Genomic DNA, 12,752 nt, shown 5'->3' on the forward strand with positions numbered 1-12,752 from the left:
CCCGTGCGTCAAGCCCCGCCCGCCGCCAGCTCGTCAAACAACCGATCTCCCCCCATCTGTCCGCCCTTGAGCATCAGTTCGATGCCATCGGTCAGCGGATCATCGCTGCGGGCGACGCTGACGGCGACGCCGGGCGCCAGCACGCAGCGGAACGAAAGCCCCCACAGCCCCAGCGCCAGCGTGGCCTGGCTGGACGTGTCGCCGCCGGCGATGCCGATGCGCGACAGGCGTCTGCCGGCCTGCGCGCTGGCGCGCACGATGTTCGATACGAGGCGGCCGGTGGCGCGGGCGGTGGCGGCGGTGTCCTGCGCGTTGAGCGCGCCGGACGGCCTGTCCGTGTGCGCGAGCACGTTGCGGCCCTGGGCCAGCGTGGCGGCGGCCAGTTGCGCCTGCGCGGACGCGTATTCCGCATCGGTCCGCAGCCGTTCCACTTGCAGCGGCTGGCGCACATAGTGTTCGCAGGCGGCGATCTGCCGGGCGGTGACGGGAGACAGGCTGCCCGCAACGACCAGCACGGGGCCGTCGGCGCGGCCTAGCGCTGCGGCCTGTGATTGGCCCGCCGATTCCTGCGGCGCGGCGCGGGCCAGCGCCTGCTGCACGCTGCTGGGGCCCACCGCCAGCAACGGCGCGCGTTGCGCGGCGCGCCACAGCAGGCGGCCGATCACGGCCAGCTGAGCGTCGTCCACGACGTCCAGCAGCGCGGGCCCGTCGGCGGTTTCGATCAGATGGTTGATCCACCCGTCCAGCGTGGACGCATCCGCGGCGCGGGGGTAGTCGATATGGGGCACGGACCGGATGCCGGACAGGCCCTGTGCGGCCAGGTGCAGTCGCAGGTCGGCCTCGTGCATGGGCGTAACCGGGTGCTGGCTCATGATGGGGTGCCGGTCGATCCGGTGGATCTCGGGCGCCGACCCCGCGCGGGCGAACAGCTGGGCAAAGCTGCAATAGCGCCCGATGCTGGGCTGTCCGCCTACGATGGGCACCAGCGGGTTGGGCATGTGGCGACGCAGCGTGCGCACGGCGGCGCCGATGCTGCCGACGTGCGGGGCGCTGTCGAAGGTGGAACAGCACTTGTAGTGCAGCACGCGCACGCCGGAGGCCGCAGCAAAGCGGCCGACGGCATCCAGTTCGGCATCCATCTCGGCGGGCGCCATGCCGCGCGCGGCGCCGGCGATGCCGATGGCGTCAAGCGGGCCTGCGCGGCGCAATTGCGCGGGCGTGGGCACGCCCAGGAACAGCAGGCCGCGCAGGCCCGCGCGGGCGACCTCGGCCAGCGTGTCGGTGGCGCCGGTGAAGTCGTCGCCGTACCAGCACACCCGCGGCGCGGGGACGCTGCGCTCGTCCATCGTCATGCGCGGTTTCCGAAGAAGTCCAGGGCGCGCCGCAGTTCGGGCGCGTTGCGGGCGTAGTCTTCCAGGCGCTGGTTGTCGCGTACCGCGCGCCAGGCCTGCCGGATGCTTTGCACGCCCGCCGCCGGACCGTCGGGATGGGCCAGGATGCCGCCGCCCGACATGAACAGCAGGTCGTCGCTGCGCACCGCGGCCCAGGTGGCGGGCACTGTGCCGGCCCATTGGCCGGAGGAGAAGGCGGGCATGACGGCGTCGTCGATGCCCGGCGTCAGGGACGCCAGGCAGTCGCGCGCGGAGTCGACGACCTCGCTGTCCTCCTGCGAGAACTTCCCCTGCAGGCCGTGCACGTGCATGTGATCCACGCCGGCCAGCCGCCACAGCGTCTGGTAGGCCTGGAATCCCATGCCCAGCAGCGGATGGCGCGACAGCGCGCCGTAGCCGTTGCGATGGCCGTGCAGGGCCAGCGGGGTGCTGCGGCGCAGGGTCTGGATGGCGGAGTAGCCGCACCAGTTCAGGCTGGCCATGACGCAGCTGCCGCCTTCGCGCTCGATCAGGTCGGCGTGGCGGCGCATGGCGTCGGTCTCGTCGCTGATGTTGAACGCCACCATGACGTTGCGCCCGGTACGCTCGCGGTGTGCGCGCACCACCGCCATCACGGCCGCCACGCGCTGGGCGAGCGGGGCGTGGGCGGGGTTGGCGCAGACCTCGTCGTCCTTGATGAAGTCCACGCCCGCCGCGCACAGCTGCGCGACCAGGTGCGCAGTCTGTTCAGGCGACAGGCCTACGTTGGGCTTGATGATGGTGCCCACCAGCGGCCCCTTGTCCACGCCCGTCAGCGCGCGCGTACCGGCGATGCCGACTTGCGGCAGGTCGAAGTGGGCGCGGTAGTTGGCGGGCAGTTCCATGCTTTCCAGCCGCAGGCCGGTGACTTCGCCCAGGTCGTACAGGTTGCCGGCCACCGTGGCCGCCAGCGTGGGCAGGTTGGCGCCGACGTTGGCGACGGGGAACGCGATGCGCACCCGCGCCCGCTGATACTTGCCGGGCATGCCGCCCAGCTGGCGCGCCAGGTAGGCGTTCGACAGGCTGGGCGCGTCGACGGATTCCAGGGTTTCGATGGATTCGATGCGGGCGCGCGCCCGGGCGCGCAGCTCGTCCGTTTCGCCCTGAACCCGCGTGAAGGTGCCGCAGGACTGCTCGCCGGCCATGACCTCGGCGACCCGGGCGGGGTCGATGGGGGTTTCGATCAGGTAGGTGGCGGTAAACGATTGGGAATTCATGGTGGCGAGGCTGGGGCGTATCAGAGGCGGGTCAGGTCGGGGAAGGCGCGGACCGGGTCCTTGCCGTCCCAGTTCAGCGAACTTTCGCGGATCAGGTCGAAGAGGCGGCCCTTGGGACCGGCCACTTCGGAGAGTTCGATGACCGTGCCGGGGTGGTATTCGGTGTCGAAATAGATGAAGCGGCCTTTTTCGCCGACTTCGCCGCTCATCTTGGGCTTGAAGCCCTGCGCCAGCAGGCGTTCCAGGTCGGCGTCGTAGCTTTCCGTCCAGTAGGCGACGTGCTGCAGGCCGGTGCGGCCGGCTTGCAGGAAGTCGCGGTACATGGAAGGAACATCGTTGCGGGTCTGGATCAGTTCGACCTGCACGAAGCCGGAATTTGCCAGCGCCACCGAGTTGTGCGGCTCGTAGCCGACGCCGTCGTACTGGTAGTTCACGATGGGCACGCGCGGGTTGTAGTACCAGGGGCCCACGCCCAGCGTGGTGCTCCAGTAGTCCATGGCGGCTTCGATGTCGTGCACGACATAACCGAGTTGGCGGATCTCGCCCAGGAAACGACTCATGTTGGAATCTTCTTAAAAGGGGTGGCGTAGAGACGGGAGTGCGCGGCCCCGCCGTGCGGGGCCGCTTCGCGTCACAGGAAACCGATAGAGAACCAGGGGAAGGCGGCGACGATGACCAGGCCGATCAGCAGCGCGCCGATGTAGCCCCAGATCGGGCCGATGCCCTCGTTGGGGTCGACGCGGCTGATGGCGCAGGCGCCGTAGTAGCCCACGCCGAAGGGCGGCGCAAACAGGCCGATGCCCATGGCGAAGATCACGACCATCGCATAGTGAACCTCATGCACGCCGGCCTGCACTGCGATCGGGAACAGCAGCGGACCGAACAGCACGATGGCGGGGATGCCTTCCAGCACGCTGCCCAGAATGATGAAGGCCACGATGGACACCGCCAGGAAGCCGTAGCTGCCGCCGGGCATGCCGGCCATCAGCTTGGCCAGGTCGCCCGAGAATCCCGATTGCGTCAGCGCCCAAGCCATGGCGGTCGCGCAGCCCACGATCAGCATGATGGCGCCCGACAGCGAGGCGGTTTCGATCAGCATGGGCTTGAGCCGCGCCCAGTCGAAGCGCCGGTAGATCAGCAGGCCCACGACGGCGGAGTACACGATGCCGATGGTGGAGACCTCGGTGGCGGTGGCTACGCCTTCGACCACGGCGGCGCGGATCACGAAGGGCAGGGCCACGGCCGGCAGCGCGATCATGAAGAAGCGGCCGATTTCCTTGAAGGTGAAGCGTTGGACCAGGCTCAGGTCTTCCTTGCGGTAGCGCCACCAGACGACGGTGCACAGCGCCAGGCCCAGCACCACCGCGGGCAGCAGGCCGCCCGTGAACAGCGCGGCGATCGACACGCCCGTCACCGACCCGATGGTGATGAGCACGATGGACGGCGGAATCGTTTCGGTCTGCGCACCGGTGGCCGACAGCAGGGCGACCAGGTCGCCGGGCTTGGCGCCGCGTTTCTGCATTTCCGGAAACAGCACCGGCGCGATGGCCGCCATGTCGGCGATCTTCGAACCCGAGATGCCCGACACCAGGTACATGGCGCCGATCAGCACGTACGAGAGGCCGCCGCGCACGTGGCCCAGCAGGCTGGCCAGGAACTGGATCATGGCGCGCGCCATCCCCGTCATCTCGATCAGCGATCCCAGGAAGATGAAGAGCGGCACGGCCAGCAGCATCAGGTGGGACATGCCTTCGTCCAGCCGGCCCACCATCACCACCATGGGGGTATTGGTGGTCAGCGCCAGATACGAGAACGTGGCCAGCGCGAACGAGAAGGCGATCGGCACCCCGGAAAACACCGTGGCGGCGACGATGCCGACGAAGAAGATCACCAGATTCAGCTTGCCCAGGCCCGCAAACAGCGGCTGCGCCAGCCAGAACAGGCCGACCACCGCCGCCACGCCCGCCAGCGCGGTCAGCACCTGCGGCAGCGGCTGCGTGCGCAAGAGGCGCAGCAGGGCGATCACGCCCATCAGGCCCATGCCCACGGGGATCGCCGCGGCGCGCCAGGCGTTGCTCAGTTCCAGCGCGGGCGTGATGATGAAGTGTTCTTCATGCGCGTATTCGATGGCGGGCGCCAGGATCAGCAGCAGGAAGGCCAGCGAGGCGGCCAGCGCCGCCGTTTCCAGCTGCGCGCGCCGCGCCGGGCTCACATTGTTCACCAGGGCGGTCATGCGCATGTGCTCGCCGCGCCGCAGCGCCACCACCGCGCCCAGCATCGACAGCCACAGGAACAGGATGGAGGCGAGCTCGTCGGACCAGACCAGCGGGCTGTGGAACGCATAGCGCGCCACGACACCCGCGAACAGCACGATGATCTCGACCAGCACGATGGCCGCGGCGACGTGTTCGACCACGCCGCCCAGCAGTTTGTCGAGCGCGCCGGCCGCCCGGCGCATGGGGTTGGCCGGCAGCGCCGGGGCCGCGGCGTGGGGAGCGGACAGGGAGGACATGACGCGACCTCAGGCCAGCTTGCCGACGGACTGCTCCAGCAAGCCCCAGGCCTCGTCGCCGAAACGGCCTTGCCATTCCTTGTAGAAGCCGGCGGTGCGCAGCTGCTGCCGGAACGTGTCGGCGGACGGCTGGTTGAACTGCAGGCCCTTGGCCTCCAGGTCGGACTGCACGGACGCATTGAGCTTCTTGATGTCTTCGCGCTGGGCCAGGCCCGCCTCGTTGATGCCGCGCGCCACGACCGTCTTCAGGTCGGCGGGCAGGCCTTCCCACATGCGGCCGTTGGCGATGAACCAGTAGCCGTCCCAGATGTGGTTGGTCAGCGAGCAGTATTTCTGCACTTCATAGAGCTTGGCCACCTGGATGATGGGCAGCGGGTTTTCCTGCGCGTCGACCACCTTGGTCTGCAGCGACGAATACACCTCGCTGAACTGCAGGCTGGCGGGCGCGGCGCCCAGGCCCTTGAACATGGAGATCGGCAGCGAGCTCACCGGCACGCGGATCTTCAGGCCGTCCATGTCGGCGGCGGTGTTGACCGGCGCCTTGCTGCTGGTGGTCTGGCGAAAGCCGTTGTCCCACATCTTTTCAAAGGCGTAGAGCTTGCGCTGCGCGATGGCGGCGCGCACGTGCGCGCCCAGCGCGCCGTCCATCGCCTTCCAGACCTGGTCGTAATCCTTGAAGGCGAAGCCGACCGCGTTGATCGCGGCCACCGGCACCAGCGTGGCGATGACCAGGGCGGACGGCGTGAAGAAGTCGATGCCGCCCGAGCGCACCTGCGCCAGCATGTCGGTGTCGCCGCCCAGCTGGTTGTTCGGGAAGATCTTGATGTCGACGCGACCGTTGCTTTCCTTGAGGATGCGTTCGGCCGCTTCCTGGGCGCGGATGTTCAGCGGGTGCGTCACCGGCAGGTTGTTGCCGTACTTGAGCGTGAAGTCGGCGGCGCGGGCGATCAGCGGAAAGCCGCCGCCGGCGACGGCAAGGGCGGGAACGGCGCAAAGGCGGCGCAGGGCACTGCGGCGTGTCAGCAGCTTCATGGTTGTCTCCATAATCTTGGTTATGATGTTTTTTGATGTGCCACAAATACGCCTAAGCCATGCGGCAGAGTGGACAATAGTGAATAGCCGCTAACATCGTCAAATCTTATTCATGATGGTTTTTGATGTGAATAATGCTCCCCCCGAACGCAAGCTCGCCCGTCTGGCGGATGTGGCCGCCCGCGCGGGCGTGTCCACCGCCACCGCCGACCGGGTGCTGAACCGCCGTCCCGGCGTGCGCGCCGCTACCGCGCAAAAGGTGTTCAAGGCGGCCATTGAACTGGACTACCTGCCGGAGCAGGAGGTCTACGCGGCCGCCACGCCCGAACCCATGCGCCTGGTGTTCCTGCTGCCGCGCGGCAGCAACCGCTATCTGCGAATGCTGGGCGACACCGTGGGTTATGCGCACGAACACTTCGCTCCGCTGAACGCGAAGTGCCAGGTCGAATACGTGGACAGCTTCAACCCCGACGCGCTGGCCCAGGCGCTGGCCAAGCATGGCAAGCGGGCCGACGGGATTGCGTTCATGGCGCTGGAGCATCCGGTGGTGCGCGAGGCCGTGAATGCGCTGGCGCAGCAGGGCGTGCCCACCGTGACGCTGATTTCCGACATCGCCAACTGCGCCCGCACGGCCTACGTGGGGCTGGACAACCGCGCCGCGGGGCGCACGGCCGGCTACCTGATCGCGCGCTTCATCGGCTCGCGCGCAGCCCATGTGGCGCTGATCGCGGGGTCCCGGCACTATCGCGCCCACGAAGAGCGCGAAAGCGGCTTTCTGCAGCTCTACGCCGAGCAGTTCCAGGCCATGCAGGTGGTCGATTTGCGCGAAGGCTATGACGATGCGCAGCGCAACTACGAGCAGACACGCCAACTGCTTGAGCAATACCCGCAATTGGCCGGCATCTACAACATCGGCGGGGCATCGGACGGCGTGGCGCGCGCGCTGAAAGAGGCAGGCCAGCAGCACCGGGTTGTTTTCATCGGACACGGCCTGACGCCGGACACGCGCGCGCTGCTGATCGACGGCACGATGGACGCGGTCATTACGCAAAGCCCGATGGAGGCGCTGATGAGCTGCGTGCGCATCTTCAGCAACCTGCGCGACAAGCGCAGCGCGATGAACGGGGTGGAGCTGGCGCGCAGCCAGGTGATTTTCCGGGAAAACCTGCCGTAGGGAAGGGCGGCGGGCCTTGGGCGGTGTCAGCCACCCAGCTCCCCGCGGGCGTATGATTCCGCTTATGGGCTCGCACCCAGTCCGGCAGTGGCCGGCGCGCCATTGCCTACCCTAATGTGGTTGCTAAACATCGGCCGTCCGGGCGGGCCCGCGGACGGCCGTGAAAGGCGCTGCGCCATGGATCACTTCCTGCCTGCCGGCCTCATGGATGGCCCGGACTGCCGGCGAAACGGGATCGGCGCCCGGTCACCGCCGGGTGACCACGATCTCCAGGTATTCGCTGGGCACCACCACCGACGAATCGCCGGAGCGGTTGAACCGCTCGATCTGCGCCGTGATGTCGGCCGTCAGCGCCATCTGCGCCGCGGGTTCCAGGGCGCCGAACGCCTTCAGCAGCGGGCCGTAGTAGGTCTTGAAGACCTGCAGCCAGTGCTCGGGCGAGCGATAGCGGAACACGAAATGGCGGGGCTCGGCCTTGATCGAGGACGCCTGGGCCCCGAACATTTCGTCGATGCGGGCCTTGGTGCCCCACAGCGCGGGCGACTTGACGCCCGCAGGCGGCGGCAGGTGCTTGCCGATGGTCTTGAAGATCTGGCCGATGAAACCGTCCGGCGTCCAGTTGGCCATGCCGATCTTGCCGCCATGCTTGCATACGCGGATCAATTCGGACGAGGCCTTGTCCTGGTCGGCCGTGAACATCACCCCGAAGGTCGACATGACCGCGTCGAACGACGCGTCCGGGAACGGCAGCGCCTCGGCGTCGGCCTCCTGGAATTCGATCTTCAGGCGCTCGGCGGCGGCGCGCTCGCGGCCGCGGCTCAGCAGGGCCGGCACGTAGTCGGTCGAGACGACGTCGCACCAGCGGCGCGCGGCGGCCAGCGTCGCGTTGCCGTTGCCGGCGGCGACATCCAGTACTTTTTGACCGGCGCGGACATCAAGGGATTCGCACAGCTGTTCTCCTACGATCTGCAGCGTGGTGCCGACGACGGCGTAGTCCCCGGAGGACCAGGTGCCGTGCTGGCGGGACTTCACGGCGGCCAGGTCCGGCTGTGCGGTTTCGCGCACGTCACTGGTGGCAAGGGCGGAAATGGACATGGTGTGTCTCCATTAAAGCGGTGGGTGCGCGGGGGCATCCGTTGCCTACGCGCCGGGGTTCTGCAACCAGCGCGGCGAAGGCATTCGCGCGCCGTGCTCCCCGATGCCTACGATAGGAACCGTGCGTGGAGGCGAGCGTGGTAGCCGCCGTGGAATCCGCGGTGGAATCCGGCGGCATGGCCATCCACGTGCGCATGCTGGGGTCCATGGCGGTCAGCCGGGCAGGCGCCGCGCTGGCGCTGCCGCCGTCGCGCAAGCTGCGCGCGCTGATCGCGTACCTGGCGCTGGCGCCGCACGCCGTCAATCGCGCGCATTTGTGCGAACTGCTCTGGGACATTCCGAACGATCCGCGCGGCGAACTGCGCTGGTGCCTCAGCAAGGCGCGCGCGCTGCTGGACGAGCCGGGACGCCGCCGGATCGAGACCGCGCAGGACACGGTGCGGCTGGATCTTGCCGATTGCCGCGTCGACGTGCTCGAAATCGGGCAGGCCATGCAGCAGGGCATCGACAAGGCCGGCCTGGAGCGGCTGCGCGAATTGGCGGCGCTGTTTGTGGGCGACTTCCTGGATGGCCTGGAGATCGGCCGCAGCCCGTTCTTCAACAGTTGGCTGACCGCGCAGCGGCGGCGGCTGCGGGCCTGCCATGCGGCCGTGCTGGAGCATCTGGCTGCGGGTCTGCCCGCGGGTTCCGAGGAACGCTTCGCGTGCCTGGACAAATGGCTTCAGCTGGCGCCTTTCGACCGTCACGTCCACGAACGCCTGCTGGATTCGCTGGGAATGCGCGGCCGGTGGCGCGAAGGCGAAGAGCACCTGGCCGCGGCGGTGCGCGCCTTCGAGGCCGAAGGGCTGGACTGGCGGCCCCTGCGCGATGCGTGGCGGGATGTCCGGGCCCGGCGGGCGAGCCCGGCGCAAAGCCTGGAATCCGCCGGTCCCGCACAGGCGCCGGCCGCCACCGCGGATGTCCCGGAACGGACGGGGCGCGCGTCGATCGCGGTCATGCCGTTTGCCGACCGGTCGACACAGGCGGGCGTGCGCGGAGGGCTGGCGGACGGCCTGGCCTTCGATGTCATCGCCCGGCTGGCGAAGCTGCGCAGCCTGTTCGTCATCGCGCAGGGCACGGTGTTCGCCCTGGACCAGCGCAGCGTGGGGCCCGAGGAGGCGGGGCGCACCCTCAACGTGGACTATGTCGTCAGCGGATCGCTGCGGCGGCAGGGGCAGCGCGTCGCCGTCGAGGTCCAGCTGGTCGAATCGCGAACCGCGCGCATCGTCTGGGCGGATGTCTTCGACCACAAGCTGGACGACGCCTTTCAGGCGCTGGACGAGATCAGCGACCGGATCGTGGCGTCTATCGAAATCGAGATTGAAGCCGCCGAGCGCAACCGCGCCATCCTGACGCCGCCGAATTCCCTGGACGCGTGGCAGGCCCACCACCGTGGCCTGTGGCACATGTACCGGTTCAACCGTACCGACAACGAGCAGGCGCGGCACTTCTTCGAAATGGCGGTGCGGCTGGACCCGACGTTTTCCCGCGCCTACGCGGGGCTGTCCTTCACGCACTGGCAGACCGCCTTCCAGCGCTGGGGCGAGCAGGCGCCGGCCATCGACATGGCGTTCGAAACCGCCGGGCAGGGCCTGATCGCCGACGACCGCGATCCCGCCGCCCATTGGGCCATGGGCCGGGCGCTGTGGCTGCGCGGCAGCCAGGAACAGTCGCTGACCGAACTGCGCAGCGCGGTGGACCTGAGCCCGAACTTCGCACTTGGGCACTACACGCTGGGCTTCGTTAATTGCCAGTCGGGCGACGCCGAGGCGGCCATCGGCTCGTCCGACCATTCGCGCCACCTCAGTCCCTTCGATCCGCTGCTGTTTGGCATGCTGGCCGTGCGCGCGCTGGCGCTGATGCGCCTGGGCCGGATCGACGAAGCCGCCGGCTGGGCGGTCAAGGCGGCCGCGCGTCCGAATGCGCACGTGCACATCCTGGCGATCGCCGCCTGCTGCCTGGCGCTGGCCGGCAAACAGGACGAAGCGCTCGGCTTTCTGCCGTTAATCCGCAAGGCGGCGCCGTCGTACCGCGTGGACGACCTTCTGATGGCGTTCCGGCTGACCCCCGACACCCAGGCGGTATTCCGCGAGGGCGCCAGGCGCATCGGCATCGGTTGAAAGGAAAGGCTGAAGTCAGCCCCGAGCGAGCCCGGTTGCAGAATCTGCTTGCGATATAACTGCCTAGGCAGTTAATATTCGGGCATTGATTTCCGACAGCATTGCGCCAGGCCCGACATGAGCAACGCAACTCCCTCCGTGCTGGATGAATTCTGCTCCGGCGAACTTGGCTTCATGATTACGTCCGTGCGCACCGGCATCCACGAGGCGCTGGATCGTGAACTGGCTCCCTTGCAGATCACGGTGCAGCAGTACGTCGTGCTGAACTGCATCGTCAAAGGGTGGGGGCGTACGCTCAGCGATCTGTGCCGCGTGCTGGCCTATGACTCCGGCGCCATGACCCGGCTGCTGGATCGCATCGTCGCCAAGGGCTTCATCCGCCGCGTGGAAAACGAGGCGGACCGCCGCAGCTCGCTGCTTGAACTGACCGAGCAGGGCCAGGCCGCCTTTCCGCAGGCGCGCCGCGTCACCGAAGTGGCGTTTCGCCGGCTGCTGGGCGGCTTCTCGGAAGCGGACGCCAGCATGCTGCACGCGCTGCTGTCCCGCATTCTGGTCAATGCGAGATCGGGCTGATGCCCGTTCCCGCTTTTTTTTGATTATTTATCTGCCTAGGCATATACAGCCTGGGCATTAAAAAGGCGTCACCATGCAAGTCCCTTCTGGTCCTCTCGCGAAACCCGCCCGCCTGCTGCGGGGCCTCGGCCTGCCGCTGGCGGCGCTGCTGCTGGCCGGCTGCGCCGGCACCGGCGGCCTGCAGACGCAGGCCCGGCTGGACAGCGCCAACGCGCTGGCGGCAAGCGCGTCGCTGCAAGAGGCGACCGTAGAGCCCGCCGCCTGGCCGACAGAGGCCTGGTGGCAGACCTTCGGCGATGCGCAGCTGGATGAACTGGTGCGCGCGGCGCTGGCGGAGCAGCCCAGCCTGCGGGCGGCGGCGGCCCGGGTGCGGCAGGCCGATGCGCTGGCGGGTGTGGCGGGGGCGGCCCTGTCGCCACAGGGCAACGTCGCTGCCCGCGCCACGCGCCAGCGCTTCAGCGAAAACAGCACCACGCCTCAGCCGCTGGCGGGCTCCTGGGATTGGACGGCGGATCTGCAGGCGCGCGTCGGCTACGAAATCGACTTCTGGGGCAAGAACCAGGCCGCGCTGGACGCGGCGCTACAGCGCGCGCAGGCTGCCGAGGTGGACAGGCATGCGGCGGAATTGATGCTGACGACGTCGCTGGTGCGCGCCTACCTGAAGCTGGACGCCGCCTACCTGTCGCGCGACCTGGCCGAGCAGACGCTGCGCCAGCGCGAAAGCACGCTGCAGTTGACGCAGCGCCGCGTAGCCGCCCAGTTGGATTCCCGCCTGGACATGAAGCAGGCCGAAGCCGCGCTGCCTGCCACGCGCGAGCGCATCGCGGCCCTGAACGAACAGATTGCGCTGACGCGCAACCAGGTGGCGGCGCTGGTGGGCCGTGGCCCGGACGCCGGCGTCCAGGTGCGCAGGCCGGCGTTGCGCGGCGATTACGCGGCGGCCGTTCCCACAACGGTGCCGGCCGACCTGATTGGCCGCCGCCCCGACGTGGTGGCGCAGCGCTGGCGCGTCGAGGCCGCCAGCCAGGACATCAAGGTCGCCCGCGCGCAGTTCTATCCCAACGTCAGCCTGACCGCGTTCGCCGGGCTGCAAAGCCTGGGCCTGTCGGATCTGCTGAACGCGGGCAGCCGTGTGTTGGGCGTCGGCCCGGCGATCACCTTGCCGGTCTTTGACGGCGGGCGCCTGCGCGGCAACCTGGGCGCGCGCCAGGCCGAATACGACGCGGCGGTGGAGCAATACAACGGCACGCTGGTCGCCGCGCTGCACGACGTCGTGGACCAGATCGTGTCGCTGCGCTGGCAGGCCGAACGCGCCAGCGAGCAGCGCGAGGCCCTGCGGCTGACGCAAGAAGCGTATGACATGGCCACCGCCCGCTACCGCAATGGGGTGGGCAGCTATCTGCAGGTGCTGTCCGCTGAAGGACAGGTGCTGCAGCAGAAACAGCTGCTGATCGAGCTGGACACGCGTCGCCGCGCCCTGCACCTGGAGTTGATCCGGGCGCTGGGCGGCGGCTACGCGCCCGAAGCCGCGCTTGCGGCGCAGCCGGCCGGGAGCGTCTCGTGAACCTGTCCGGCCCCGCC

The 12,752-nt window shown here is 68.7% G+C and carries 10 protein-coding genes; 4 read left to right on the plus strand and 6 right to left on the minus strand.

Annotated features, from left to right (window positions below; genetic code table 11):
• Positions 1-8: 8 nt before the first annotated feature.
• The 5 genes from KYC_RS04630 to KYC_RS04650 all read right to left on the minus strand — a co-directional run bounded on the left by KYC_RS04630 (position 9) and on the right by KYC_RS04650 (position 6,170).
• On the minus strand, positions 9-1,352 hold the full coding sequence (locus KYC_RS04630) for a four-carbon acid sugar kinase family protein (RefSeq protein WP_008159328.1): 1,344 nt from the start codon (positions 1,350-1,352) through the stop codon (positions 9-11).
• A complete protein-coding gene (locus KYC_RS04635) occupies positions 1,349-2,626 on the minus strand; it encodes a ribulose-bisphosphate carboxylase large subunit family protein (protein ID WP_008159330.1) in 1,278 nt (425 codons plus the stop codon). Before KYC_RS04635 ends, KYC_RS04630 begins: the two co-directional genes overlap by 4 nt.
• A 20-nt stretch (positions 2,627-2,646) precedes the next feature.
• Positions 2,647-3,186 (minus strand): VOC family protein, encoded by a 540-nt coding sequence (locus KYC_RS04640; RefSeq protein ID WP_008159332.1) that lies wholly within the window; start codon positions 3,184-3,186, stop codon positions 2,647-2,649.
• A gap of 71 nt (positions 3,187-3,257) precedes the next feature.
• Positions 3,258-5,138 carry a TRAP transporter large permease gene (locus KYC_RS04645; RefSeq protein ID WP_008159334.1) on the minus strand — a complete coding sequence of 627 codons (1,881 nt, stop codon included), beginning with the start codon at positions 5,136-5,138 and terminating at the stop codon, positions 3,258-3,260.
• A 9-nt stretch (positions 5,139-5,147) separates the two neighbouring features.
• Positions 5,148-6,170 (minus strand): TRAP transporter substrate-binding protein, encoded by a 1,023-nt coding sequence (locus KYC_RS04650; protein WP_008159336.1) that lies wholly within the window; start codon positions 6,168-6,170, stop codon positions 5,148-5,150.
• Positions 6,171-6,282: 112 nt separating this feature from the next.
• On the opposite strand from KYC_RS04650, the gene KYC_RS04655 reads away from it, so the two are divergent.
• Positions 6,283-7,344 (plus strand): LacI family DNA-binding transcriptional regulator, encoded by a 1,062-nt coding sequence (locus tag KYC_RS04655; protein WP_008159338.1) that lies wholly within the window; start codon positions 6,283-6,285, stop codon positions 7,342-7,344.
• 246 nt (positions 7,345-7,590) lie between these two features.
• Here the strand turns inward: KYC_RS04655 and KYC_RS04660 are convergent, their stop codons facing one another.
• Positions 7,591-8,439, minus strand: coding sequence for a class I SAM-dependent methyltransferase (locus tag KYC_RS04660; RefSeq protein ID WP_008159339.1), 849 nt, complete (start codon positions 8,437-8,439; stop codon positions 7,591-7,593).
• Between the two features lie 137 nt (positions 8,440-8,576).
• On the opposite strand from KYC_RS04660, the gene KYC_RS04665 reads away from it, so the two are divergent.
• The 3 genes from KYC_RS04665 (at position 8,577) to KYC_RS04675 (ending at position 12,735) form a co-directional block, all read left to right on the plus strand.
• Entirely contained in the window at positions 8,577-10,598 is a 2,022-nt protein-coding gene (locus KYC_RS04665) for a transcriptional regulator (protein WP_238531884.1), read from the plus strand.
• A gap of 117 nt (positions 10,599-10,715) precedes the next feature.
• Positions 10,716-11,171 (plus strand): MarR family winged helix-turn-helix transcriptional regulator, encoded by a 456-nt coding sequence (locus tag KYC_RS04670; RefSeq protein ID WP_008159343.1) that lies wholly within the window; start codon positions 10,716-10,718, stop codon positions 11,169-11,171.
• Positions 11,172-11,244: 73 nt separating this feature from the next.
• Positions 11,245-12,735, plus strand: a complete 1,491-nt coding sequence (locus tag KYC_RS04675; protein WP_008159345.1) for an efflux transporter outer membrane subunit — start codon at positions 11,245-11,247, stop codon at positions 12,733-12,735.
• The last annotated feature ends 17 nt before the right edge of the window (positions 12,736-12,752 follow it).

This window comes from Achromobacter arsenitoxydans SY8 (genome assembly GCF_000236785.1).
Taxonomy (GTDB): domain Bacteria; phylum Pseudomonadota; class Gammaproteobacteria; order Burkholderiales; family Burkholderiaceae_B; genus Achromobacter; species Achromobacter arsenitoxydans.

Bases quoted from the DNA above. Each gene is read 5' to 3' on its own strand.
- KYC_RS04655 (WP_008159338.1), top strand. From the start codon at position 6,283: ATGATGGTTTTTGATGTGAATAATGCTCCCCCCGAACGCAAGCTCGCC.
- KYC_RS04650 (WP_008159336.1), bottom strand. From the start codon at position 6,170: ATGAAGCTGCTGACACGCCGCAGTGCCCTGCGCCGCCTTTGCGCCGTT.
- KYC_RS04670 (WP_008159343.1), top strand. From the start codon at position 10,716: ATGAGCAACGCAACTCCCTCCGTGCTGGATGAATTCTGCTCCGGCGAA.
- KYC_RS04630 (WP_008159328.1), bottom strand. From the start codon at position 1,352: ATGACGATGGACGAGCGCAGCGTCCCCGCGCCGCGGGTGTGCTGGTAC.
- KYC_RS04645 (WP_008159334.1), bottom strand. From the start codon at position 5,138: ATGTCCTCCCTGTCCGCTCCCCACGCCGCGGCCCCGGCGCTGCCGGCC.
- KYC_RS04635 (WP_008159330.1), bottom strand. From the start codon at position 2,626: ATGAATTCCCAATCGTTTACCGCCACCTACCTGATCGAAACCCCCATC.
- KYC_RS04660 (WP_008159339.1), bottom strand. From the start codon at position 8,439: ATGTCCATTTCCGCCCTTGCCACCAGTGACGTGCGCGAAACCGCACAG.
- KYC_RS04640 (WP_008159332.1), bottom strand. From the start codon at position 3,186: ATGAGTCGTTTCCTGGGCGAGATCCGCCAACTCGGTTATGTCGTGCAC.
- KYC_RS04675 (WP_008159345.1), top strand. From the start codon at position 11,245: ATGCAAGTCCCTTCTGGTCCTCTCGCGAAACCCGCCCGCCTGCTGCGG.